Origin of the sequence: Gordonia sp. QH-12, from assembly GCF_001578675.1 — a bacterium.
Lineage (GTDB): Bacteria > Actinomycetota > Actinomycetes > Mycobacteriales > Mycobacteriaceae > Gordonia > Gordonia sihwensis.
Genome location: NZ_KQ969286.1, coordinates 101041 through 122957 on the forward strand (window position 1 = coordinate 101041; position 21917 = coordinate 122957).

General features: G+C 68.4%; 23 protein-coding genes. 16 read left to right on the top strand and 7 right to left on the bottom strand.

Translation table 11 applies throughout. From position 1 onward, the window contains the following. Nucleotides 1-10 precede the first annotated feature (10 nt). The 3 genes from Y710_RS06255 to Y710_RS06265 all read left to right on the top strand — a co-directional run bounded on the left by Y710_RS06255 (nucleotide 11) and on the right by Y710_RS06265 (nucleotide 3013). Nucleotides 11-1237 (top strand): CaiB/BaiF CoA transferase family protein, encoded by a 1227-nt coding sequence (locus Y710_RS06255; protein WP_006896243.1) that lies wholly within the window; start codon nucleotides 11-13, stop codon nucleotides 1235-1237. Further along, nucleotides 1234-2181, top strand: a complete 948-nt coding sequence (locus Y710_RS06260; RefSeq protein WP_006896244.1) for a beta/alpha barrel domain-containing protein — start codon at nucleotides 1234-1236, stop codon at nucleotides 2179-2181. Before Y710_RS06255 ends, Y710_RS06260 begins: the two co-directional genes overlap by 4 nt. 67 nt (nucleotides 2182-2248) lie before the next feature. After that, nucleotides 2249-3013 (top strand): HAD-IIB family hydrolase, encoded by a 765-nt coding sequence (locus Y710_RS06265; RefSeq protein ID WP_045540388.1) that lies wholly within the window; start codon nucleotides 2249-2251, stop codon nucleotides 3011-3013. 24 nt (nucleotides 3014-3037) lie between these two features. Here Y710_RS06265 and Y710_RS06270 read toward each other — a convergent pair whose 3' ends face one another. Then, nucleotides 3038-3883 (bottom strand): tyrosine-protein phosphatase, encoded by an 846-nt coding sequence (locus Y710_RS06270; protein ID WP_006896246.1) that lies wholly within the window; start codon nucleotides 3881-3883, stop codon nucleotides 3038-3040. Nucleotides 3884-4016: 133 nt separating this feature from the next. Between Y710_RS06270 and thyX the strand changes: the two genes are divergently transcribed. From thyX to Y710_RS06300, 6 genes are all read left to right on the top strand, one after another. Next, a complete protein-coding gene (gene thyX, locus Y710_RS06275) occupies nucleotides 4017-4766 on the top strand; it encodes an FAD-dependent thymidylate synthase (protein ID WP_006896247.1) in 750 nt (249 codons plus the stop codon). Nucleotides 4767-4804: 38 nt separating this feature from the next. Then, nucleotides 4805-5710, top strand: a complete 906-nt coding sequence (gene dapA / locus Y710_RS06280) for a 4-hydroxy-tetrahydrodipicolinate synthase (RefSeq protein WP_006896248.1) — start codon at nucleotides 4805-4807, stop codon at nucleotides 5708-5710. Continuing rightward, nucleotides 5710-7611, top strand: coding sequence for a ribonuclease J (locus Y710_RS06285; protein WP_006896249.1), 1902 nt, complete (start codon nucleotides 5710-5712; stop codon nucleotides 7609-7611). The genes dapA and Y710_RS06285 overlap by 1 nt, the downstream gene beginning before the upstream one ends. After that, a complete protein-coding gene (locus Y710_RS06290) occupies nucleotides 7608-8240 on the top strand; it encodes a TIGR03085 family metal-binding protein (RefSeq protein WP_006896250.1) in 633 nt (210 codons plus the stop codon). Before Y710_RS06285 ends, Y710_RS06290 begins: the two co-directional genes overlap by 4 nt. 84 nt (nucleotides 8241-8324) lie before the next feature. Beyond that, nucleotides 8325-11252: an FtsK/SpoIIIE family DNA translocase gene (locus Y710_RS06295; protein ID WP_169317714.1), complete on the top strand. Its 2928-nt coding sequence runs from the start codon at nucleotides 8325-8327 to the stop codon at nucleotides 11250-11252. A 171-nt stretch (nucleotides 11253-11423) separates the two neighbouring features. Further along, entirely contained in the window at nucleotides 11424-12431 is a 1008-nt protein-coding gene (locus Y710_RS06300) for a TerC family protein (RefSeq protein WP_006896253.1), read from the top strand. Here the strand turns inward: Y710_RS06300 and Y710_RS06305 are convergent. Continuing rightward, the gene (locus tag Y710_RS06305; protein WP_006896254.1) at nucleotides 12425-12706 is read right to left on the bottom strand and encodes a YciI family protein; all 282 of its coding nucleotides are present in this window, start codon (nucleotides 12704-12706) and stop codon (nucleotides 12425-12427) included. The genes Y710_RS06300 and Y710_RS06305 overlap by 7 nt on opposite strands. A gap of 22 nt (nucleotides 12707-12728) precedes the next feature. Continuing rightward, nucleotides 12729-13262 (bottom strand): amino-acid N-acetyltransferase, encoded by a 534-nt coding sequence (locus Y710_RS06310; protein WP_006896255.1) that lies wholly within the window; start codon nucleotides 13260-13262, stop codon nucleotides 12729-12731. 74 nt (nucleotides 13263-13336) lie between these two features. On the opposite strand from Y710_RS06310, the gene pgsA reads away from it, so the two are divergent. From pgsA to Y710_RS06345, 7 genes are all read left to right on the top strand, one after another. Further along, nucleotides 13337-13930 (top strand): CDP-diacylglycerol--glycerol-3-phosphate 3-phosphatidyltransferase, encoded by a 594-nt coding sequence (pgsA, locus tag Y710_RS06315; RefSeq protein WP_006896256.1) that lies wholly within the window; start codon nucleotides 13337-13339, stop codon nucleotides 13928-13930. A 175-nt stretch (nucleotides 13931-14105) separates the two neighbouring features. Further along, nucleotides 14106-14441: a helix-turn-helix domain-containing protein gene (locus tag Y710_RS06320; protein ID WP_006896257.1), complete on the top strand. Its 336-nt coding sequence runs from the start codon at nucleotides 14106-14108 to the stop codon at nucleotides 14439-14441. 48 nt (nucleotides 14442-14489) lie between these two features. Beyond that, nucleotides 14490-15314: a PspA/IM30 family protein gene (locus Y710_RS06325; protein WP_006896258.1), complete on the top strand. Its 825-nt coding sequence runs from the start codon at nucleotides 14490-14492 to the stop codon at nucleotides 15312-15314. Between the two features lie 50 nt (nucleotides 15315-15364). After that, complete coding sequence (locus tag Y710_RS06330) at nucleotides 15365-16543, top strand: glycosyltransferase (RefSeq protein WP_006896259.1); 1179 nt, start codon at nucleotides 15365-15367, stop codon at nucleotides 16541-16543. Nucleotides 16544-16601: 58 nt separating this feature from the next. After that, nucleotides 16602-16796: a DUF3046 domain-containing protein gene (locus Y710_RS06335; RefSeq protein WP_006896260.1), complete on the top strand. Its 195-nt coding sequence runs from the start codon at nucleotides 16602-16604 to the stop codon at nucleotides 16794-16796. A 213-nt stretch (nucleotides 16797-17009) separates the two neighbouring features. Then, the gene (recA, locus tag Y710_RS06340) at nucleotides 17010-18053 is read left to right on the top strand and encodes a recombinase RecA (RefSeq protein ID WP_006896261.1); all 1044 of its coding nucleotides are present in this window, start codon (nucleotides 17010-17012) and stop codon (nucleotides 18051-18053) included. A gap of 7 nt (nucleotides 18054-18060) precedes the next feature. Beyond that, entirely contained in the window at nucleotides 18061-18570 is a 510-nt protein-coding gene (locus Y710_RS06345; protein ID WP_006896262.1) for a regulatory protein RecX, read from the top strand. Between the two features lie 9 nt (nucleotides 18571-18579). On the opposite strand, the gene Y710_RS06350 is transcribed toward Y710_RS06345, so the two are convergent. The 4 genes from Y710_RS06350 to Y710_RS06365 are packed head-to-tail and all read right to left on the bottom strand — an operon-like array spanning nucleotide 18580 to nucleotide 21909. Then, nucleotides 18580-19479: an amino acid ABC transporter permease gene (locus Y710_RS06350; RefSeq protein ID WP_006896263.1), complete on the bottom strand. Its 900-nt coding sequence runs from the start codon at nucleotides 19477-19479 to the stop codon at nucleotides 18580-18582. Then, nucleotides 19476-20159: an amino acid ABC transporter permease gene (locus Y710_RS06355; protein ID WP_006896264.1), complete on the bottom strand. Its 684-nt coding sequence runs from the start codon at nucleotides 20157-20159 to the stop codon at nucleotides 19476-19478. The genes Y710_RS06350 and Y710_RS06355 overlap by 4 nt, the downstream gene beginning before the upstream one ends. Continuing rightward, nucleotides 20160-21179 (bottom strand): glutamate ABC transporter substrate-binding protein, encoded by a 1020-nt coding sequence (locus Y710_RS06360; RefSeq protein ID WP_006896265.1) that lies wholly within the window; start codon nucleotides 21177-21179, stop codon nucleotides 20160-20162. A 1-nt stretch (nucleotide 21180) separates the two neighbouring features. Continuing rightward, on the bottom strand, nucleotides 21181-21909 hold the full coding sequence (locus Y710_RS06365; protein WP_045540090.1) for an amino acid ABC transporter ATP-binding protein: 729 nt from the start codon (nucleotides 21907-21909) through the stop codon (nucleotides 21181-21183). Between the last annotated feature and the right edge of the window lie 8 nt (nucleotides 21910-21917).

A 21917-nucleotide genomic window follows, 5' to 3' on the forward strand; every position in this document is an offset into this window, starting at 1 on the left:
GCTGGCAGGCGTGAACTCTCCACAACACCAGCGGAGGCTGCCGCTCGACGGGGTCCGGGTGCTCGAGCTCGGCAACTACATCGCGGCGCCGACCGCCGGGCGCATGCTGGCCGACTTCGGCGCCGAGGTCATCAAGATCGAACGTGAGACCGGCGACGAACTCCGCAACTGGCGCCTGTACGACGGCGAGACGTCGATGCTGTTCCGGACGATCAACCGGAACAAGAAGTCCGTGGTGCTCGACCTCAAGACCGAACAGGGGCGCGAGGACGTCAAAAGCCTTGCCGCGCACTGCGATGTGGTTCTCGAGAACTTCCGTCCCGGGACTCTGGAGCGATGGGGGCTGGGCCCCGAGGCGCTCAGCGAGGCGAACCCGGACCTGATCTTCGTCCGCATCTCCGCGTTCGGTCAGACCGGCCCCTATTCGGAAAGGCCGGGCTTCGCGGCGGTCGCCGAAGCCTACGGCGGGTTCCGCGAACTGGTCGGCGACCCCGATCGGCCGCCGGTGCGCGTCGGGGTCTCGATCGGGGATTCGATCGCTGGACTCTACGGAGCCTTCGGCGCCGTGATGGCGCTCTACGAGCGTCTGCGCAGGCGCGACGAGAACCGCGGCGGCGACGGTGAGCCCGGACTGCCGTTGGCCGATCGGATCGTCGACGTCGCCCTGAACGAGGCGATCTTCTCGATGATGGAGTCGCTGGTGCCCGACCTCGGGGCGTACGGGGTGAAGCGAGAACGGACCGGCGGACGCATGGAGGGCATCGCACCGTCGAACGGCTATCTCTGCCGGGACGGCAGTTCCGTCGTCATCTCGGGCAACGCGGATGCGATCTTCCCCCGCTACATGAGAGCGATCGGCCGCGACGATCTCGCCGACGACCCCGATCTGGCCACCAACGACGGCCGGTGGCGGCGGCGCGACGAGATCGACGCGGCGATCGGGGAGTGGACCGGCGCGAGGTCGCGCGACGAGGTGCTCGCCGTGCTCGACGACGCGGCCGTCCCCGCGGGCCCGATCTACACCGCCGCCGACATCGTCGCGGACGAGCAGTACCGCGCACGGAACATGATTCAGGAGTTCGACGTCGACGCCGGCGGCCCCGAGCCGCGCCGGGTCGCGTTCCCGGGCATCGTCCCGGTACTCGGCGAGACCTCGCTGCCGATCCGCTCGGTCGGCCCCGACCTGGGTGAGCACACCGACGAGATCCGCGCGCGTTTTCTGGGAGGACGGCGATGAGCGCGCAGTCGGCCTCCGGAGCCACGGACTATTCGCAGGTCGCCCTCCGGGACGTGACCCTGCGTGACGGACTGCAGCTCACCGGCAAGGTGCTCGACGTCGAAGTCCGCGTGGCACTGGCACGCACCCTGTTGGCGGCGGGTGTGCCCGAACTCGAGATCGGTTCGATGGCGCGACCCGATCTGGTTCCGCCGATGGCGGGCACCCTCGACATCGTCGCGCAACTGACGCCGGACGAACTCGACCGCTGCTGGGTGTGGGTCGCCACCCCGAGACACGTCGAGAAGGCCGCCGCGGCGGGCGTCCGGAACTTTCAGTACTGCCTGTCGGTGTCGGACGCGCACAACAAGGCGAACATCGGCCGGTCCGCCGAGGACAGCATCGCCGCCATGCCGCGAGCCGTCGCGGCGGCCAAGGAGGCGGGCGGCCGCATCCAACTCTGTCTGGCCACCGCGTTCACCTGCCCGTTCGACGGTCCGGTGGACCCGGATCGTGTCCGCGGCATCGTCGCCGACCCGCGCACGGCGGACGCCGACGACGTGGTGCTCGCCGACACGCTCGGCCAGGCCCACCCCGATCAGGTGCGCGACCTGTTCGCGACCGTCGGCGCGGGCGAACGCAGGCTCGTCTTCCACGGACACGACACCTGGGGGATGGGCGTCGCGAACTCGCTGGCCGCCGCCGACGGCGGCGCCCGACTGGTGGACGGTGCGCTCGGCGGACTCGGCGGCTGCCCGTTCGCTCCCGGCGCCAGCGGCAACACCGCGAGTGAGGACCTCCTCTTCGCCACTCGCCCCGGATACCTGACGCCGGCCGTGCTCGCGGACCTCGTCCGTGCGGGTGAACGGCTGCTCGCCGAACTCGGTGAACGGTCGCGGTCGAAGGCCGCGCAGGGAGCGCGGTCCAAGGCGCAGGCCTTCGACTGGGTCATCGCCGGGGACTGACCCGCACCGGCCCGGGACCGGCGCCCGGCTACACTTCTGCGCGCACACTTAACGGAAGGGTGGACACGTGTCCGTCACGCACAACGGCAAGACCTACCGACTCGTCATGTTCGATCTCGACGACACCCTGGCGCCGTCGAAGACCGCGATGAGCGACGAGATGGTCGGGCTGTTCCGGGAACTGCTCGCCGGAAGCATGGGCTGCATCATCTCCGGCGGTCAGTACGGGCAATTCCAGTCGCAGGTCCTCGACCGGCTCGGCGACTTCGCGGACCGCGGCAACCTGCACCTGATGCCCACCAACGGCACCCGCTACGTCCGGTGGTCCGGCCGGGATTGGGAGACGGTGTACGCCGAGGACCTCTCCGACCACCAGAAGGCCGAGGCCATGCGGGTGGTGGAGGCCGGCGCACGTGAGCTCGGGCTCTGGGAGGAGAAGACCTGGGGCCCGATCCTGGAGGACCGCGGCAGTCAGGTCACCTTCTCCGCGCTCGGCCAGTCCGCGCCGGTCGACGCGAAGGCGGCGTGGGATCCGGACGGGCGCAAGAAGGAGTCGCTGCGTGCGTACGCCGCCGAGCGGCTGCCCGACCTCGAGGTCCGCAGCGGCGGATCGACGTCGGTCGACATCACGGCGAAGGGGATCGACAAGGCCTACGGGGCGCGCCGTCTGATGGAGATCCTCGGCCTGGGCACCGACGACATCCTGTTCTTCGGCGACCGTCTCGACGAGGGCGGCAACGACCGTCCGGTGGCTGAACTCGGCATCGACGCGGTCGCCGTCCACGGCTGGCAGGACACCTACGCGAAGCTGGGCGCCATCGTCCGCGGCTGACGCGCCGCGCCGGCCACCGGGGCCTCAGCTCAGCAGGCTGCTCCGGAGCGAGTCGACGTCCTCATCCGTCAGGCGCAGCCCCTTGCGGAGGTAGCCGTCCATCGAGCCGTAGACGCGATCAGCGGCCGCGAAGGCCGAGTTCAGCATCGAGATGTCCACGCCGTTGATCGGGTCGGTGGCCGATGCACGCCGATAGTGGTTGGAGGCGAGATAGTCCGCCTCGATCGTCGCGCGGTCGACACCGAGGACGGTCAGCAGGACGGCCGCCACCCAGCCGGTGCGGTCCTTGCCCGCCGAACAGTGGAAAAGCGTGGTCCGGCCGGTCTTCGCCGTCTTCGCGATCTCGAGGACGGCCGTGCGGAGCTGAGCGCGCGCGTTGGCGTCGGTGACGAATTCCGGATACGCCGACGCGACGTCGATCAGACTCAGCGGCGACACCTGTCCGAGGACGTCCGCACTCACCTGGCGCGTGCCGGGCACGCGACGGTCGGGTTGGACTGCCCGCTCGATACCGGTCCGCAGATCGATCACCGTCGCCAGACCGCGGGCGCGCAGCGCTGAGATGTCGGATGCGGTGAGCCGCGAGAGATTGTCGCTCCGCAGCACGAGTCCGTTGACATGCCGACCGTCGGCGGCGCGATAGCCCTCGAGCGTCCTGGTGTTGATCGTCCCCTCCAGCCCGATCTCCCGTCCGGGCGTGATCGCCGAGTTCGTGACGGCGGCCGTGGCCACCGGTGATGCGGCGGCAGGTGCGGCCAGGGCCGGAGAGGAGGCCGTCGGAACGACCACGGTGACGGACAGGGCGGTGACGGACAGGGCGGCGGACAGGGCGAGGGCCGCGAGGCGACGGCGGCGGATCGAAGAGCTCACTGGACCGATGATGCACCACCGGCCCGGATGCCGCAGGACGAACCGGATGCGAGACAATCGAGGCTCGAGGCTGTCCGGGTGCCATGACCCGCAGAGCCCGTCATGAGCCGCTGCAGTGCCGAGGAGTTGCGACGTGTCCGAATTAGTGCCGCTGAAGGTCCAGCTGGTCGCGGCAACGCAGTTCATGCCGCCGGAGGTGGACTGGGATACCGACGCCGACGGTGGTGAGGCCCTCATCGAGTTCGCCGGTCGCGCCTGCTACGAGAGCTGGCACAAGCCGAATCCGCGCACCGCCACCAACGCCGGCTATCTGCGTCACGTCCTGGAGGTGGGCCACACGTCGTTGTTCGAACACGCCACGTGCACCTTCTACATCACCGGGATCTCCCGGTCGTGCACGCACGAGCTGATCCGTCATCGCCACTTCTCCTACTCGCAGCTCTCGCAGCGCTTCGTCCCCGAACACGATTCCAACGTGGTCGCGCCGCCGGCGATCCGCGGTGACGAGCGCCTCGAGGAGTTGTTCGTCGAAGCGACCGACGCGGCGCGGCGCGCCTATGCCGACCTCCTGGCCGAGCTCGAGGCCAAGTTCGCCGACGTCCCGAATGCGATCCTGCGGCACAAGCAGGCCCGACAGGCGGCCCGCTCGGTGCTGCCGAATGCGACGGAGACGCGGATCGTCGTGACCGGCAACTACCGGGCCTGGCGCCACTTCATCGGAATGCGGGCGACCGAGCACGCGGACGTCGAGATCCGCCAGCTGGCCGTGGAATGCCTGCGCCGGCTCCGCGAGGTGGCACCGACGGCGTTCGGGGACTTCGAAATCGGCGAACTCGCCGACGGAACCGAAGTCGCGACCTCGCCCTTCGTATTCGAGGGCTGAGCGCGGCGATCGGCCCGTCAGACGGTAGCCTGAGCGGCATGAACTCGGCTGACGCAGGAATTGCGGAACACCCGTTCGGGACGGTTTCGGTGGCAATGGTGACCCCCTTCACTCGGGAGGGGAAGGTCGATCTCGACAAAGCCGCGGAGCTGGCCGCTCACCTGGTCGACGGGGGCTGTGACGCCATCGTCGTGAACGGCACCACCGGTGAGTCGCCGACCACCACGGTGCAGGAGAAGAACGACCTTCTGCGGGTCGCGCTCGACGCGGTCGGCGACCGCGCGAAGGTCGTCCACGGGGCCGGCAGCTACGACACCGCCGAGTCGGCGCGGCGCGTCCGCGAAGCGGAGGAGATCGGCGCGGACGGCGTGCTGATCGTCACCCCGTATTACAGCAAGCCGCCCCAGTCGGGTGTCCTAGCACACTTCCGCACCATCGCCGACGCGTCGAGTCTGCCGGTGATGCTGTACGACATCCCGCCGCGGTCGGTGATCCCGATCGAGACCGAGACCATCCTGCGCCTCGCCGAGCACCCCAACATCAAAGCCGTCAAAGACGCCAAGGGCGATCTGCATGCGGCGTCGAAGATCCTGGCGGCCACCGACCTGGAGTACCTGTCCGGGGAGGACGCACTGAACCTGCCGTGGCTGTCGATCGGCGCCACCGGTTTCGTCAGCGTCATCGGCCATCTCGTGCCGGGCCGGCTCCGCGATCTGCGGGCCGCCGTGCTCGCCGGCGACCTCGCGCAGGCGCGCCGGCTCGCCGACTCGATGGCACCGCTGGTCGACGCGATGGGTCGGCTCGGCGGAGTGTGCATGGTCAAGACGGCCCTGCGCATCACCGGTCTGGAAGTGGGGGATCCGCGGTTGCCGCAGGTCGCGGCCGAACCCGCCCAGATCGAAGCACTCATCACGGATCTGCGCGCAGCCGAGGTGATCTCCTGATGGCCGACAACAGCAACAACACCGCCGGCGACAACAGCGGTAACGGCAACGCCGACGGGGGCGGCCGCAAGGGCGGCGGTCGTCGGCGGGCCTCACGCAAGGCGGGCCCGCCCGCCGACCACCCGAACAAGGCGCGGGCGGCCGATTCAGGCGCCGCGAAACTGCCTCCGCAGGTGGCCGCGGCCACCGGATCGAGCGTCACGGGCGACGTCATCGACCGGCTGCCCGCCCCGCCGAAGCTGCCCAAGGGCGGACTCCGCGTCGTCGCGCTCGGCGGCATCGGTGAGATCGGCCGCAACATGACCGTCTTCGAGTACGACGGCAAGCTGCTCGTCGTGGACTGCGGCGTGCTCTTCCCCGAGGACCAGCAGCCCGGCGTCGACCTGATCCTGCCCGACTTCGGCTACATCGAAGACCGCGTCGAGGACATCGAAGCAGTGGTCCTGACGCACGGCCACGAAGACCACATCGGCGCAGTGCCCTTCCTGCTCAAGCTCCGCGGCGACATCCCGATCGTCGGTTCCCGGTTCACGCTCGCACTGGTCGCGGCCAAGTGCCGCGAACACCGCCTGCGGCCGAAGCTGGTCCAGGTGGCCGAGGGCGATCGCCTCTCGCACGGCGGATTCGACTGCGAGTACTTCGCGGTGAACCACTCGATCCCCGACGCGCTCGCCGTCGCGATCCGTACACCGGCCGGTCTGGTCCTGCACACGGGCGACATCAAGCTCGATCAGCTGCCGCTGGACAACCGTCTCACCGACCTGGCCGGCTTCAGCAGACTCGGCGACGAGGGCGTCGACCTGTTCCTGGTGGACTCGACCAACGCCGAGGTCCCCGGTTTCGTCACCCCCGAGCGTGAGATCGGCGGCGTCCTCGACACCGTCATCGGCAAGGCCCGCCAGCGCGTGATCGTCGCCTCCTTCGCGAGCCACGTCCACCGGATCCAGCAGATCGTCGACGTGGCACACCGGCACGGTCGGCGCGTGACCTTCGTCGGCCGGTCGATGGTCCGGAACATGCAGATCGCGCAAGACCTCGGTTACCTCACGGTGCCGGACGGCGTGGTGGTGGACATGGACACCGCGGCCACCCTGCCCGACCACCGGCTGGTGCTCATCTCCACCGGCTCGCAGGGAGAGCCGCTCTCGGCCCTCTCGCGCATGGCTCGCGGTGAGCACCGCCAGATCAACATCCGCGCCGACGACCTCGTGGTCCTCGCGTCGTCGCTGATCCCGGGCAACGAGAACTCCGTGTTCGCCGTGGTGAACGGTCTCGCCAAGCGCGGCGCCACCGTGGTGACCCAGGCCAGCGCCAAGGTCCACGTCTCCGGCCATGCCTCCGCGGGCGAGTTGCTGTACCTCTACAACGCGGTGCGCCCGTCGAATGCCATGCCCGTGCACGGTGAATGGCGCCACCTGCGCGCCAATGCCGCGCTCGCCGAGGCCACAGGGGTTCCCGCCGACCGGATCGTCCTCGCCGAGGACGGAGTGGTCGTCGACCTGGTGGACGGACGCGCCAGGATCACCGGCCGCGTGCCGGTCGGATACGTCTACGTCGACGGACTCTCGGTCGGCGACGTCGGGGAATCGACGCTCTCGGACCGCCTCGTGCTCGGCGAAGGCGGCTTCATCTCCATCTCGGTGGCGGTGGACGCGTCGACGGGTGCCGCGGTGAGCAAGCCGACGGTGTCCGGCCGCGGCTTCTCCGACGATCCCGGCGCCCTGAACGACGCCGCCGAACTGGTGAACAAGGCGCTCGTCGAACTGGCCAACGAAGGGGTCACCGACACACACCGGATCGCTCAGGGCGTGCGGCGCGCGGTGGGTCGATGGGTGGCTGAGAAGTACCGGCGCCGGCCGATGATCGTCCCGACCGTCATCGCGGTGGGGGAGCGGCGGTGAATCTCGCCCGATCCGAGCGGGCGGCGCTCGTCGAGACGATGCGCCGGACGGGGCCCGACGCCCCCACGCTGTGTGCGGGCTGGGACAACCGTGATCTCGCGATCCACCTGATCCTGCGGGAACGCAGGCTCGATGCGACAGCGGGCATCTTCATCGGCCCGCTGGCCGGACACACCGCTGCCGTCGCCGACAGCTACGCCGACAAGCCCTGGGACGAGCTGCTGGCCATGTTGTCGGACGGGCCGCCCTGGTACTCGCCGTTCCGGGTGGCCGACCGCTTCCTCAACCTCGCCGAGATGTTCGTTCATCACGAGGACGTGCTGCGCGGGGGCGCCGATCCGGCCGGTCCGTTCCTGCCGCGGCAGGTGTCGCCGGATCTCGAGCGGGCTCTAGAGCTTCCGCTGCGGACGGTGGGACGCCGGATCATGGCGGGCTCTCCCGTGCGGGCCACCCTGCGCACCGGGGACGGTCGGGAGGTGATGAGCGTGGGCCGCGGCCAGCCGGTGGGAGTGTCCGGCTCGGTCGGGGAACTGCTGCTCTTCGCGTTCGGCCGTGCACCGGTCGACGTGGAGTTCTCCGGTTCTCCGGCAGCGATAGCGAGCCTGCGCAGTGCCCACCGGACGTTGTGAACCGGTCACGAAATCGACACGACCGTGATCTCTGCGGTGTTGCCAGTGTGACTGATGTGATTGGCGGGCATTAGGCTGGAGGCCATGGCTTCCAATGCATCAACGCGCAGCCGCTCATCCGAGACTTCGGGGAAGCCGAAGTCGTCGGCCGGCGGCCGGTCGCGCAGCGGCGCCTCACGTGGGGGGACTCGGGCCACGGCGACGGCACGGCCCAAGTCCGGACAGGGCGGCCGCGGCGGTGCGCGCAAGCCGCCCGCAGACCGGGCCGGAACCGCGCGCCGCCCGGCGCACTCGCAGGATCTCAAGCGCCGGCCGGCGGAACGGTCGTCGGTGGCGCGGGGGATGGGCCGGGCCGCAGCGGCGACCTGGAACCTCGCCGCACGCGGTCTGGGCGGCGTCGCACGCATCGGTGCTCACCGGGACGAGGCGCCGTCGCAGGGACGCGACAGCGCGGGTCTGGCTCTCACACTCGCCGCAGCGCTGGTCGCGCTCGGCGTCTGGTTCACCGCACTGGGGCCGGTCGGGGCATTCGTCGACACGCTCGTCCGGGCGGGTTTCGGCGCGCTCGCCTACGGCGTCCCCGTGTTCCTGGTCGCCGTCGCGGTGCTGGTGATGCGGTTTCCGGCCAACCCGGAGCGTCGTCTGCGCAATGTCGCGGGGACGTTGCTGATCGCAGTTCCGGTGCTCGCCCTCACGCACCTGATGCACGGCGCACCGACCGGCTACGACGCCCGCGCCCGATCGGCGGGCTTCGTCGGCTACGTACTGGGTTCGCCGCTGACGAACGCGGTCACGGTCTGGGTCACCGTCCCCCTGTTCCTGCTTCTGGCCGCCTTCGGCGTGCTCGCCCTCAGCGGACGGACACTGGGCGAGGTGGTCGCCGCCACGTCGGACTACCTGGGCCTGGGGGCGGAGTACGACTACGAGTACGACGACTACGGGCCCGACGACTACGGGCCCGACGACGAGTACGACGAGTACGGACCGGACGACTACGGCGACGAGCCGAAGCCGGATGCGGCGGACGAGCGCCGTGCCGATCCGGACGCGGCGATCGACTACGGCGACCCGTACCGGAACTACCCGCCCGATACGCGGCGCCGTCCCCGCTCCGGCGGTGCGTCGCCGCGCAGGCGCAGGACCGCCGGGCAGGACCGCGACTCGCACATGGCCGATCTGCTGACCGAGCCGTTGATCGACGCGCCGCTGCCGGCGTCCGCACGCCGGTCCGGGGCGGGGGAGCCTTCCTTCGACGTTCCCGTCGACGACAATCCGACCGCGCCGCTGGGCGACCTCAGCGATGTCCTCGGCGACGACGGTCTGGACGGCGGCGCTCTCGACTCCGGTGCTCTCGACAGCGATGCCTTCGACGCCGACGACCACGAGTCGTACGAGCCGACTCCCGCGGCGCGCCCGCGCCGCCGGCCGGCTCCCGCACCGGCGACCGCTCGCAAGCCGGTCACGACCGCTCCTCCCGCAGCGCCGTCGGGCGGTTCGTTCCTCGATCAGGACCCCGAATCGGGATATCTCCTGCCGCCGGCCGACCTGCTGGTGCAGGGCGAGCCCGCCAAGCTGGGGACCTCTGCCAACGACGAGATGATCGACCGCATCAACAGTGTGCTCGAGCAGTTCAAGGTCGATGCCGCGGTCACCGGATACACCCGGGGTCCGACGGTGACGCGGTACGAGGTGGAGCTGGGCCCGGCCGTCAAGGTCGAGAAGATCACCCAGTTGCAGCGCAATATCGCCTACGCCGTCGCCACCGACAACGTGCGTCTGCTGGCGCCGATCCCGGGCAAGTCGGCGGTCGGCATCGAGGTGCCGAACTCCGACCGTGAGATGGTGCGCCTCTCGGACGTCCTCGCGGCGCCGACGACGCGCAAGGAGAATCATCCGCTCGTCATCGGTCTCGGCAAAGACATCGAGGGCGACTTCGTGAGCGCCAACCTCGCGAAGATGCCGCATCTGCTGGTGGCGGGTTCCACCGGTTCGGGCAAGTCGAGCTTCGTGAACTCGATGCTCGTGTCGCTGCTGACCCGCGCCACACCCGAAGAGGTGCGGATGATCCTCATCGATCCGAAGATGGTGGAACTCACGCCGTACGAGGGCATTCCGCATCTGATCACACCGATCATCACCGAGCCGAAGAAGGCGGCGGCCGCGCTCGCCTGGCTGGTGGAGGAGATGGAGCAGCGCTACCAGGACATGAAGGCGTCCCGGGTGCGGCACATCAATGACTTCAACGCCAAGGTCCGATCGGGTGAGATCACCACTCCGCTCGGATCGGAGCGGGTGTACAAGCCGTACCCGTACATCGTCGCGATCGTCGACGAGCTCGCCGATCTGATGATGACGGCGCCGCGTGACGTGGAGGAGGCGATCGTCCGCATCACGCAGAAGGCGCGTGCCGCGGGCATCCACCTGGTCCTCGCCACGCAGCGACCGTCGGTGGACGTGGTCACCGGCCTGATCAAGACGAACGTCCCGAGCCGACTGGCCTTCGCCACCAGTTCGCTGACCGATTCCCGGGTGATCCTCGACCAGCCGGGGGCGGAGAAGCTGATCGGCATGGGCGACGGTCTGTTCCTCCCGATGGGTGCGAACAAGCCGATCCGCATGCAGGGCGCGTTCATCACCGACGAGGAGATCTCGGCCGTCGTCGAGTTCACCCGCGAGCAGTCCGAACCGGACTACACCGAAGGCGTCACGACGGCCAAGGCCGGCGAGAAGAAGGACATCGACGCCGACATCGGCAACGATCTCGACGATCTGCTGCAGGCCATCGAGCTCGTGGTGTCGAGCCAGTTCGGTTCGACGTCGATGCTCCAGCGGAAGCTGCGCGTCGGATTCGCCAAGGCAGGCCGGTTGATGGACCTGATGGAGACGCGCGGCATCGTCGGCCCCAGCGAGGGATCGAAGGCCCGCGAGGTCCTGGTCAAGCCCGAGGACCTCGCCGGTGTCATCGCCTCGATCACCGGGGGAGGCGGCGAGGACGCCGATCCGTTAAACTGACGGAGATCTTGGAGGGGAGTATCCCCGCCTCGCAGGCGTTCCCGTCAGTACGGAACGGTGGTGCGGCATCCGCGGATCGGATGCCGTGCACCGCTCCCGGGGCCGCCGCCGGCGCCGCCGGTGGGAGAGACCTCCAGCATCGTCGCTTCGTGCTACGTGTTGGAGGAATTCATGAATGCCACTGTCGTGACCTGGTTGGTCACCGGGGCGGTGATCCTGGGCCTGTTCGTCTTCGACTTCTTCGCCCACGTCCGTACCCCGCATGAGCCCACGCTCCGCGAGTCCGGATTCTGGTCGGCGGTCTACATCGGCATCGCCGTCCTGTTCGGCGGATTCGTCTGGTGGAAATGGGGCGGAACCTACGGCGGCGAGTACTTCGCCGGTTACGTCACCGAGAAGGCGCTCTCGGTCGACAACCTGTTCGTGTTCGTGGTCATCATGACGTCGTTCGCCGTACCGCGCGTCTACCAGCAGAAGGTGCTGCTCCTCGGCATCGTGATGGCGCTCGTCATGCGCGGCGCCTTCATCGCGGTCGGCGCCGCCGCCATCAACGCCTACAGCTGGGTGTTCTATCTGTTCGGGCTCATCCTGCTCGTGACGGCGGTGAAGCTGCTCAAGGAGAGCGACGAGCCCGCCGTGCACGAACGCGAGCGCGAGAGCCGCCTCGAACGGTTCGTCAAGAAGTGGTTCCGCGCCACCGACGTCTACGACGGTGACCGTCTCACCACCAAGATCGACGGCAAGCGCTACATCACCCCGCTGCTGGTGGTGCTGATCATCATCGGTTTCACCGACGTGCTGTTCGCCCTCGACTCCATTCCGGCGATCTACGGACTCACCCAGGAGCCGTACCTGGTGTTCACCGCCAACGCCTTCGCGCTGATGGGTCTGCGGCAGCTCTACTTCCTGCTCGGCGGCATGCTCGACAGGCTGATCTACCTCTCGTACGGTCTGTCGCTGATCCTGGCCTTCATCGGCGTGAAGCTGGTCCTGCACGCGCTCCACGAGAACACGCTGCCGTTCATCAACGGCGGCGAGTCCGTTCCGGTGCCGGAGATCGGCACTCCTCTGTCGCTGGGCATCATCGGCGGCACCCTGCTGGCGACCACGGTGGCCAGCCTGGTGGTCAGCCGCAAGCGCAGTCGCGACGCGGCCGACGTCCGACCCTCGCGTCAGTAGGGGCCGAAGACCTGCGTCAGCTCTTTGACGGAGACGGCGGCGACGGCCGACTCGCGCGCGAACGGGTCCTGCGCAAGCAGGTCGCGAGCGGCGTCGGCGTCGTCGGCCGTGATCATCAGGAGCGCGCCGCTGCCGTCGGAGTACGGACCCACGAACTGGAGACGGCCGGCCTCGTGCTGTGCACTCAGCCAGGTCCGGTGCTCGGGCCGGAACCGGTCCCGCACCGCCGCGGCCTCCGGGGCGTAGGTGTATTCGACGGCGAAGAAGCCGGCCATGTCCGATGTCCTTCCGTGGCGGTCACAGATGCGCGAGCATCCGGGTGTTTCCGAGGGTGTTGGGTTTGACGAAGCTGAGATCGAGGAACTCGGCGACACCTGTGTCGTACGACCGGCACATCTCCTCGAAGACCTCGCGGGAGACCGGGGTGCCGTCGATCTCCACGAAGCCGTGCCGGGAGAAGAACTGCGTCTCGAAGGTGAGGACGAAGACCCGCTCCAATTCGAGTTCGCGGGCCACATCCATCAACCGGTCGACGATCTTGTGCCCGATGCCGCGACCGGCGTGCGCGGTGTCGACGGCGACCGTGCGGACCTCGCCGAGGTCCGACCACATCACGTGCAGGGCGCCGCAACCGACCACCTCTCCGCCGTTTTCGGCGACCCAGAACTCCTGGACCGACTCGTAGAGGGTGACCAGGTTCTTGTCGAGCAGGATCTTGCCGGCGTAGATGTCGATCAGTTCCTTGATGCGGGGAACATCCGATGTCCGGGCACGGCGGACGAGGACCGATGAGGGCTCGCCGGTGCGGGAATCGGGTTGTTCGCTCAGCATGCCATCGAGAGTAGCCGCAGGTCCGAGCGCGCCCTTCGGGAGTCTGAGAAAAGCGTGACGTTAGGCTTGATCACGTGACTGAGCCTGTGCGCCGTGTGTTCGGCGAGGATGCGGCCCCGGTGCCCGTGGTGAACATCGCCAACGCACTGACGGTGTTCCGCATCGTCCTGGTCCCGGTGTTCGTGGTCCTGCTCTTCGTCGACGACGGGGAATCGGTGAGCTGGCGGATCGCGGCCTTCGTGGTCTTCGCGGTCGCCGCGTTCACCGACCAGCTCGACGGCCGCCTGGCGCGCGGCATGAACCTGGTCACCGACTTCGGGAAGATGGCCGATCCGATCGCGGACAAGGCGCTCATCGGCGCGGCACTGATCGGCCTGTCGATCCTGGCGGAGCTGCCCTGGTGGGTCACCGGGGTGATTCTGGCGCGGGAGATCGGAGTGACGCTGCTGCGCTTCTGGGTGCTGCGCCACGGAGTGATCCCGGCCAGCCGGGGCGGCAAGCTCAAGACCCTGCTTCAGTCGGTGGCGATCGGACTGTTCGTGCTGCCGCTCTCGGGAGCGTGGCACACCGCCGCGTGGGCGATCATGGCAGCCGCGCTGGTCGCGACGGTGGTCACCGGACTCGACTACGTCTGGCGGGCCGTCGTGCTGCGCCGCGGCGCGGAATAGACCAGGGGCCCACGGCGTTGAGATCCGAGTGTGCCGGGCGTGCGCGGGAGCGCCGCGGCGTGCGGTATGTCGGCGGCGGTCGGTCGGGAATTCGGCTAGGGTCGACGGCACAGGCTATTGATGGAATCGACGGCCCGACCCCCGGGCTCCTGGAGAATCGTGAGGAGGTCCGCGCGTGACTCTGCTCTTGCGTGAGGCGATCGGCGATGAGCTGCGCCGTGTTCGGAACGGTCAGGGACGCACATTGCGTGAAGTCTCGACCGACGCGAGGGTGTCGCTCGGTTACCTCTCCGAGGTCGAACGCGGGCAGAAGGAGGCCTCCAGCGAGCTGCTGGCGTCGATCTGCGAGGCGCTCGACGTGCCGATCGGCGAGGTGCTCTTCCAGGTCGCGGGCCTGATGCAGCCGGCGGGCCGGCCCGTCGGAGCGTCCGATAGCCTTGTCGAAGTCATTGCCCCCCAGGAAGATTCGGTGGACGACGCGGGTGTGCCCGCGGCACTTGCCGCCGCGTGATCGATCGAACGACGACGCGACCCGCGCAACGAGGAGTTTGGAAGACCGATGGCCAATCCGTTTGTGAAGTTCTGGAACTACATGATGGCGCTGGGCAATTCGAAGATCGACGAGCACGCCGATCCGAAGGTGCAGATCCAGCAGGCGATCGAGGACGCGCAGCGGCAGCACCAGGCGCTCTCCCAGCAGGCGGCGGCGGTCATCGGCAACCAGCGGCAGCTCGAGATGCGGCTCAACCGCCAGCTCGAGGAGATCGAGAAGCTGCAGGGCAATGCGCGCCAGGCGCTCACGCTCGCCGACCAGGCCGCGGCCGCCGGTGACAGTGCGAAGGTGGGCGAGTACACCAACGCCGCCGAGGCCTTCGCGGCGCAGCTGGTGACGGCCGAGCAGAACGTCGAAGACCTCAAGGTGCTGCACGATCAGTCTCTGCAGGCCGCAGCGCAGGCCAAGCAGGCCGTCGAGCGCAACGCCATGGCGCTGCAGCAGAAGCTCGCCGAACGCTCCAAGCTCCTGAGCCAGCTCGAACAGGCGAAGATGCAGGAGCAGGTCAGTGCTTCGCTGAACCAGATGAGCGAGCTCTCGGCTCCCGGCAACACGCCGAACCTCGAGCAGGTGCGCGACAAGATCGAGCGTCGCTACGCCAATGCCCTGGGGTCGGCCGAGCTCGCCAAGGGCACCGTCGCCGGACGCATGCAGGAGGTGGAGGCCGCGGGCGTCCAGCTCGCCGGCCACGCCCGGCTCGAGCAGATCCGGGCCAGCATGAACGGTGGATCGCTCGCGCCGGGGCAGACCGCCGGCGCACAGGGCGCCCCGGCGGGCCAGGTGGAGCAGGGCGGCGCTGCGCCCGCCCCGCAGACCCCGGAACAGAACTGAGCACCCTCGACAGTTCCGGCAGCCGTGACGACGGGTCCGAGACGGGCCCGTTGCGCATCGCGATCGTGGCCGGGTCCGACGCCGGACACGCATTTCCGGCGCTGGGCCTGGCCACATCGCTGCGTACGGCAGGCGACCGCGTGGTCGTCTACACCGGTGAGCGGTGGACCGCGGCGGCAGCGCGCCGGGGCCTCGAGGTGCGTCCGCTGCCGGGACTGGCGGCTCTGCCCGATGAGGACGATGACGATGCCGGAGCCAAACTGAGCGTACGGGCCGCGCGGATGGCGACGGCCCTGGCTCCGGAACTGGCGACCGGCGGATTCGACCTCGTCGTCAGCGACGTCATCACGGTGGCCGGGGCCTGGGCGGCCGAGCTGGTCGGTCTGCCCTGGATCGAGCTCTCGCCGCATCCGCTCTACGAGCAGTCGGCCGGCCTGCCGCCGATCGGCGCGGGACTGGCCGCCGGCGAGGGAATCGGCGGGCGGTTGCGCGACGCGCTCCTGCGTGCGAGCGCCGCACCCGCTGTGGCCAAGGGCCGTCGGCAGCGCCGCGGCGCCCGACGGAGCATCGGCCTCCCGGATGAGTCGACGCCCCTCGCACGATTCGTCGCGACCCTGCCCGGACTGGAGGTTCCCCGCCCGGACTGGCCTGAGCGCACCCACCTGATCGGACCGTTGCTGTTCGAACCGACCGACGACTGTTTCGTTCGGCCCGAGGGCGACGGCCCGCTCGTGGTGGTCGCGCCGTCCACGGCGGCCACGGGGGCGGGCGATCTCGGCGCCGCGGCACTGGCCGCGCTCGCCGACCTGCAGTCCACGCGACCGCTGCGGGTGGTGTACTCCGCCCTGCAGCCACCGCATGCCGAGGTGCTGCCCGACCGGCTGGTCGCGGCGACGGGCCGTCAGGACGAACTCCTCCCGGACGCCGACCTGGTGATCTGTGGCGGCGGTCACGGCATGCTCGCGAAGTCGCTGCTCGCGGGAGTGCCCGTGGTGACCGTGCCCGGCGGCGGTGATCAGTGGGAGCTCGCCAACCGGGTCGCGCGGATCGGCTGCGGACGGCTGGTGCGCCCGGCCACCACCGCCGCACTGGCGGAGGCGATCGCCGGAGTGCTGGACGATCGGCGTCACGCCGACGCCGCCCGGCGGGTCGCCGCCACCGTCTCGGGCGTCGTCGATCCGGTGCGGGTCGCGCACGCCGCGTATCGGCGATGGACCGGGCCGAGGTGAACACCTGCACGTCCGGACCGTCGGTGGCGGCGGTCCGGCGATCGTGGAGAATGGAACCATGCGTCTGACGGAGTTCGCCGAACTCACCGAGGCAGAGTTCGGCAGAAAGCGGGCCGACGGTCTGCTGACCGATCTGGTGCTGATGGAACTGGGCGGCCGCACGGGCCGGGAGGCCATCGAGCAGGGAGTGGATCCGAAGCTGGTGTGGCGGGCACTCTGCCGCGAATTCGACGTACCGCCGGAACGCTGGTGATCGCCGGATCCGGCGTGTCGGATTGCCGTCGAACATCTGTTCGCTATCCTGTAATGGAACCGGAGCGCGCTCTGGTGCGTCCAATTTAATGACCGTACGAACGGGCCCGGGCGGAAATGTCACACCCGTCTCCTACCGTGTGGTCACGAAAGCGGAAGACGTTCGTATCCACAGCAACGTTCCAATACAGCAGAGCACCCGGAGGAGAGACCGATGGCACCCGTGACTGATCGGCAGAAGGCACTGGATCTGGCGCTGGCTCAGATCGACAAGAATTTCGGCAAGGGCTCGGTGATGCGTCTGGGTGAGGACGCCCGCCCGCCGATGGAGGTCATCCCGACCGGCTCGGTGGCCCTCGACATCGCACTCGGCATCGGCGGCCTCCCGCGCGGCCGGATCGTGGAGGTCTACGGCCCGGAGTCCTCGGGTAAGACCACCGTCGCCCTGCACGCCGTCGCGAACGCTCAGGCCGCAGGCGGCATCGCCGCGTTCATCGACGCCGAACATGCACTCGATCCCGAGTATGCGGCGAAGCTGGGTGTCGACATCGACGCGCTGCTGGTCTCGCAGCCGGACACCGGAGAACAGGCACTGGAGATCGCGGATATGCTCATCCGCTCGGGTGCGCTCGACATCCTGGTGATCGACTCGGTGGCGGCGCTCGTGCCCAAGGCGGAGATCGAGGGCGAGATGGGCGACAGCCACGTCGGACTGCAGGCACGGCTCATGAGCCAGGCCCTGCGCAAGATGACCTCCGGTCTCAACAACTCCAACACCACCGCGATCTTCATCAACCAGTTGCGCGAGAAGATCGGTGTGATGTTCGGTTCGCCGGAGACCACGACCGGCGGCAAGGCCCTCAAGTTCTACTCGTCTGTGCGACTGGACGTCCGGCGGATCGAGACGCTCAAGGACGGCACGGACGCGGTCGGCAACCGGACGCGCGTCAAGGTCGTCAAGAACAAGGTGGCGCCGCCGTTCAAGCAGGCGGAGTTCGACATCCTGTACGGGCACGGCATCAGCCGCGAGGGTTCGCTGATCGATCTCGGCGTGGCCGAGGGCTTCATCCGCAAGTCGGGTTCGTGGTTCACCTACGAGGGCGATCAGCTGGGGCAGGGCAAGGAGAACGCCCGTAAGTTCCTCATCGCCAATCCCGATGTCGCGAACGAGATCGAGAGCAAGATCAAGGACAAGCTCGGCATCGGTCGTCCCGCCGCGGACGCCGACGAGATCGCCCCCGAGCCCGTCGACTTCTGATCCACCTATGTCCGACGATACGGCGGCCCGGTCCGGCCCGTCGCCCTGGGATGCTGCGCTGCGGCTCCTGGGGACCCGGGCCCGGAGCCGGGCGGAGATGCGTGACCGTCTGAACGCACGCGGCTTCACCCCGGACGAGGTGGAGCAGACTTTGCGCCGGCTCGACGAGTGGAAGCTGCTCGACGACGCCGACTTCGCCGCCGAATGGGTTCGATCGCGGCATGCGCACTCCGGTCGCGGGCGGCTGGCTCTCAAACGCGAACTGCGGACCAAGGGGATCGACGATGAGACCGCGGCGCAGGCACTGGACCAGATCGATCCCGAGGACGAGCGGGAGATCGCCGTCCGGCTCGCGGAGAAGAAGCTGAACGTCTCCGGCGAACAACTCGGTGACCGCGAGATCCGGGCCAAGGCGTATCGGCGGCTCGCAGGGGCCCTGGGTCGCCGCGGCTATCCGCCGGAGATGGTCGGATCGGTGGTCAAGGAAGTCCTCGACCGCGCTCGACACTCCGCCTGACTCCCGGCTTCACCGGCCGATACCGGTGAAGCCGGGGATGTTCTCCATCGCTTCCAGATCGGCGACATCCGGATCGGGAGCCGCGGTCCGGCGCCGGCCGCTGCGCAGACGGCGTTCGAGGTAGTTCGCCAGGCCCGTCAGACAGAAGTTGATCGCGATCATGATCACCGCCACCACGAGCAGTGACGGCAGGTAGTTGCCCCAGTACGACGCCGAGACGATGCCCGACCGCACCACCTCGATGTATCCGAAGGCGTAGCCCAGAGCGCTGTCCTTCAGCGCGATCACCATCTGCGAGATCAACGCGGGCAGCATCGCGGTCACCGCCTGCGGCAGCAGGATCATCCGCATCATCTGCGACTTGCGCATGCCGATCGACAGGGCGGCTTCGGACTGTCCTTTGGGAACCGACTGGATTCCCGCCCGCAGGATCTCCGCGATCACCGAGCCGTTGTACAGGGTGAGACCGAAGACCACGGCGGCGAACGAGAGCTGTGACGACGGCACGACCGCGTACTTGGCGAACAGGTAGTACGCGAAGAACATCAGGATCAGGACCGGGATCGCACGGAAGACCTCGACGATCAGACCGCAGACGGCACGCACCGCCCGGTGGTCCGACAATCGTCCGATGCCGAGCAGCGTACCGACCACCAGCGCCAGGATGATCGAGGCGAACGCCGCCTTGATCGTTCCCCACAGACCCGGCAGCAGCCAGGTGGTCCAGGTCCCGGCGACGGTGAACGGTCGCCACATGTCCGATTCGAACTGGCCGTTGTCGGCCAGCACTTTGATGATGTACGCGGCGATCGCGATCAGGATCACGACGAAGACGACCGCGGTGATCAGGTTGCGGCGCCGGGCGTGCGGCCCGGGCGCGTCGTAGAGGACGGTCGACTGATCGCTCATCGCTTGACCGCCCATCGCTTGGCGGCCCATCCGAAGACCGCACCCTCCGCGAGGGTGATGATCATGAATCCGATGGCGATGATGGCGAAGATCAGCAGGATCTGGTCGCCGTGGGTCTCGAGTTCGGACTTCATGAGCAGTGAGGCCTCCGCGACGCCGATCACCGAGGCGATCGTGGTGTTCTTGGTGAGCGCGATCAGCACCGATCCGAGCGGCGCGATGACGGTGCGCAGCGCCTGCGGCAGGATGATCAGTCCGAGAACCTGGGTGAAGGTGAGCCCGAGCGATCGAGCGGCTTCGGCCTGTCCGATCGGAATGGTGTTGAACCCGGCGCGGAGGGTCTCACAGACGAACGTCGCCGTGTACAGGACGAACGCGAGCACCGCGAGCCGGAAGTTGTTGGTGGCGATGAAGTTCGAGCTCTCCGTCGCCAGCGTGAGACCGAGGTTCTGGTACAGGCCGATGGAGCAGAAGAGCACGATCAGGGTGAGCGGGGTGTTGCGCACGACGTTCACGTACACGGTCGCGAAGCCGCGCATCACCGGAACCGGCGAGACCTTCATGGCGGCCAGCAGGACACCCCAGATCAGTGCGCCGATCGCCGAATAGACAGTGAGTTTGATGGTGATCCAGAACGCGGGCCAGATCTGCGGACCCATGCTCTGCCATAGGTCGGACATCTACGCATCTCCTTCGCAGGGCGTCGACGGGGAGGTGAGGAAGTCGAGATTCCCGACGTCCGGGAAGAGCTTGTACTGCGATCCCGGCGCGTCGGCGCGGGCGATCCACGAATCGATCGTCTCGTTGCCGAGCGCGTCGCGGAGATCCCGGCTCCAGACGGACTGGTCGGAGCCGGGCAGCGGGGCGAGCATCGCTTCGAGCGCCTCGTTGACCTTCGCGACCGAGTCGGGATAGTTCTTCGCCATGCCGATGCCGTAGCGCTCGGTCGAGAACGGCTGGCCCTTCTTCTTGAGCTTCCCGCCGACGCAGGCGTCCTTGGGATAGGTCATCGACACGAGCTTGAACTCGCCGGGGTAGCGGTTGGCGTACCCGGCCAGAATCGTCTCGTCGGTGGTGAGCGCGTCGACCTTGTCACGGCGCAGCGCCTCCACGCACGAGGAGTAGGAGTCGTACTCCTGGAGCTGGACGCCCGGCAGCTGAGCCTTCACGTTCTGCGCCGGTGTCGAACCGCTCACCGAGCACAGTTTCTTGCCGTTGTTGAGGTCCATCAGCGAGTTCAGGGACGAGTCATTCTTGCGGACCAGGAGCCCCTGGTAGGTCACGAGGTAGGGGCCCGCGAAGGCCACCTTCTTCGCGCGCGCCTCGTTGATCGAGTACGTCGCGGCGATCATGTCGACCTCACCGTTGCCGATGAGGGTCTCGCGCTGAGCGGAGGGTGTCTCGCGCCAGGTGATCTCCGGATGCGGTACGCCGAGCCGGTCGGCGATGTGGTCGACGACGTACTCGGAGACCGACGGATCGAAACCGACCACCGAACCGTCGGGCTGCTGCACACCGAGCCCGGGCTGGTCGTACTTGGTGCCCAGGACGACCTTGCCGGACTTGATCGACTCGACGAGGTCGCGCGGTTCGGTGCTGCCGCACGCGGCCACGGCGGGCAGTGTCAGGGCGATCGCGAGGATCAGCGCCGGCAGTGCGCGGCGTCGGCGTGACGGGCGTCTGAGGGAAGTGGTCGCCATGTCAGCCTCCCAGGATCTTCGACAGGAAGTCCTTCGCACGGTCGGACTTCGGCGCGGTGAAGAACGTCTCGGGATCGGTGTCCTCGACGATCTGACCGTCGGCCATGAAGATCACGCGGTCGGCGGCCTTGCGGGCGAAGCCCATCTCGTGCGTCACGACCACCATCGTCATGCCCTCCTTGGCGAGGGCGACCATCACGTCGAGGACCTCGCTGACCATCTCCGGGTCCAGGGCCGAGGTCGGCTCGTCGAACAGGATCACCTTCGGGTCCATCGCCAACGAGCGGGCGATGGCGACGCGCTGCTGTTGACCGCCCGAGAGCTGAGCCGGGTACTTGTCCTTCTGAGCGGCGATGCCGACGCGGTCGAGCAGTTCCTCCGCACGTTTGCGGGCATCCGCCTTCGAGGCCTTGCGCACCTTGATCGGTCCGAGCGTCACGTTGTCGAGGATCGTCTTGTGCGAGAAGAGGTTGAACGACTGGAAGACCATGCCCACGTCGGCGCGGAGCCGGGCCAGGTCGCGGCCCTCCGCGGGCAGCAGTTCGCCCTCCACCCGGATCTCGCCGCTGTCGATCGGCTCGAGTCGATTGATGGTCCGGCAGAGGGTGGACTTGCCCGAGCCGGAGGGGCCGAGGACGACCACCACCTGACCGCGGGGCACTTCCAGGTCGATGTCGCGGAGCACATGGAGGTCGCCGAAGTGCTTCTGCACGTTCTTCATCGAGATCATCGGTGTGA

Excerpts from the sequence above, each read along its gene's own strand:
- Y710_RS06260 (WP_006896244.1), top strand. The coding sequence starts at position 1,234 with ATGAGCGCGCAGTCGGCCTCCGGAGCCACGGACTATTCGCAGGTCGCC.
- dapA (WP_006896248.1), top strand. The coding sequence starts at position 4,805 with ATGAACTCGGCTGACGCAGGAATTGCGGAACACCCGTTCGGGACGGTT.
- Y710_RS06285 (WP_006896249.1), top strand. The coding sequence starts at position 5,710 with ATGGCCGACAACAGCAACAACACCGCCGGCGACAACAGCGGTAACGGC.
- Y710_RS06295 (WP_169317714.1), top strand. The coding sequence starts at position 8,325 with ATGGCTTCCAATGCATCAACGCGCAGCCGCTCATCCGAGACTTCGGGG.
- Y710_RS06300 (WP_006896253.1), top strand. The coding sequence starts at position 11,424 with ATGAATGCCACTGTCGTGACCTGGTTGGTCACCGGGGCGGTGATCCTG.
- Y710_RS06305 (WP_006896254.1), bottom strand. The coding sequence starts at position 12,706 with ATGGCCGGCTTCTTCGCCGTCGAATACACCTACGCCCCGGAGGCCGCG.
- Y710_RS06310 (WP_006896255.1), bottom strand. The coding sequence starts at position 13,262 with ATGCTGAGCGAACAACCCGATTCCCGCACCGGCGAGCCCTCATCGGTC.
- Y710_RS06325 (WP_006896258.1), top strand. The coding sequence starts at position 14,490 with ATGGCCAATCCGTTTGTGAAGTTCTGGAACTACATGATGGCGCTGGGC.
- Y710_RS06335 (WP_006896260.1), top strand. The coding sequence starts at position 16,602 with ATGCGTCTGACGGAGTTCGCCGAACTCACCGAGGCAGAGTTCGGCAGA.
- recA (WP_006896261.1), top strand. The coding sequence starts at position 17,010 with ATGGCACCCGTGACTGATCGGCAGAAGGCACTGGATCTGGCGCTGGCT.
- Y710_RS06345 (WP_006896262.1), top strand. The coding sequence starts at position 18,061 with ATGTCCGACGATACGGCGGCCCGGTCCGGCCCGTCGCCCTGGGATGCT.
- Y710_RS06350 (WP_006896263.1), bottom strand. The coding sequence starts at position 19,479 with ATGAGCGATCAGTCGACCGTCCTCTACGACGCGCCCGGGCCGCACGCC.
- Y710_RS06355 (WP_006896264.1), bottom strand. The coding sequence starts at position 20,159 with ATGTCCGACCTATGGCAGAGCATGGGTCCGCAGATCTGGCCCGCGTTC.
- Y710_RS06360 (WP_006896265.1), bottom strand. The coding sequence starts at position 21,179 with ATGGCGACCACTTCCCTCAGACGCCCGTCACGCCGACGCCGCGCACTG.
- Y710_RS06365 (WP_045540090.1), bottom strand. The coding sequence starts at position 21,909 with ATGATCTCGATGAAGAACGTGCAGAAGCACTTCGGCGACCTCCATGTG.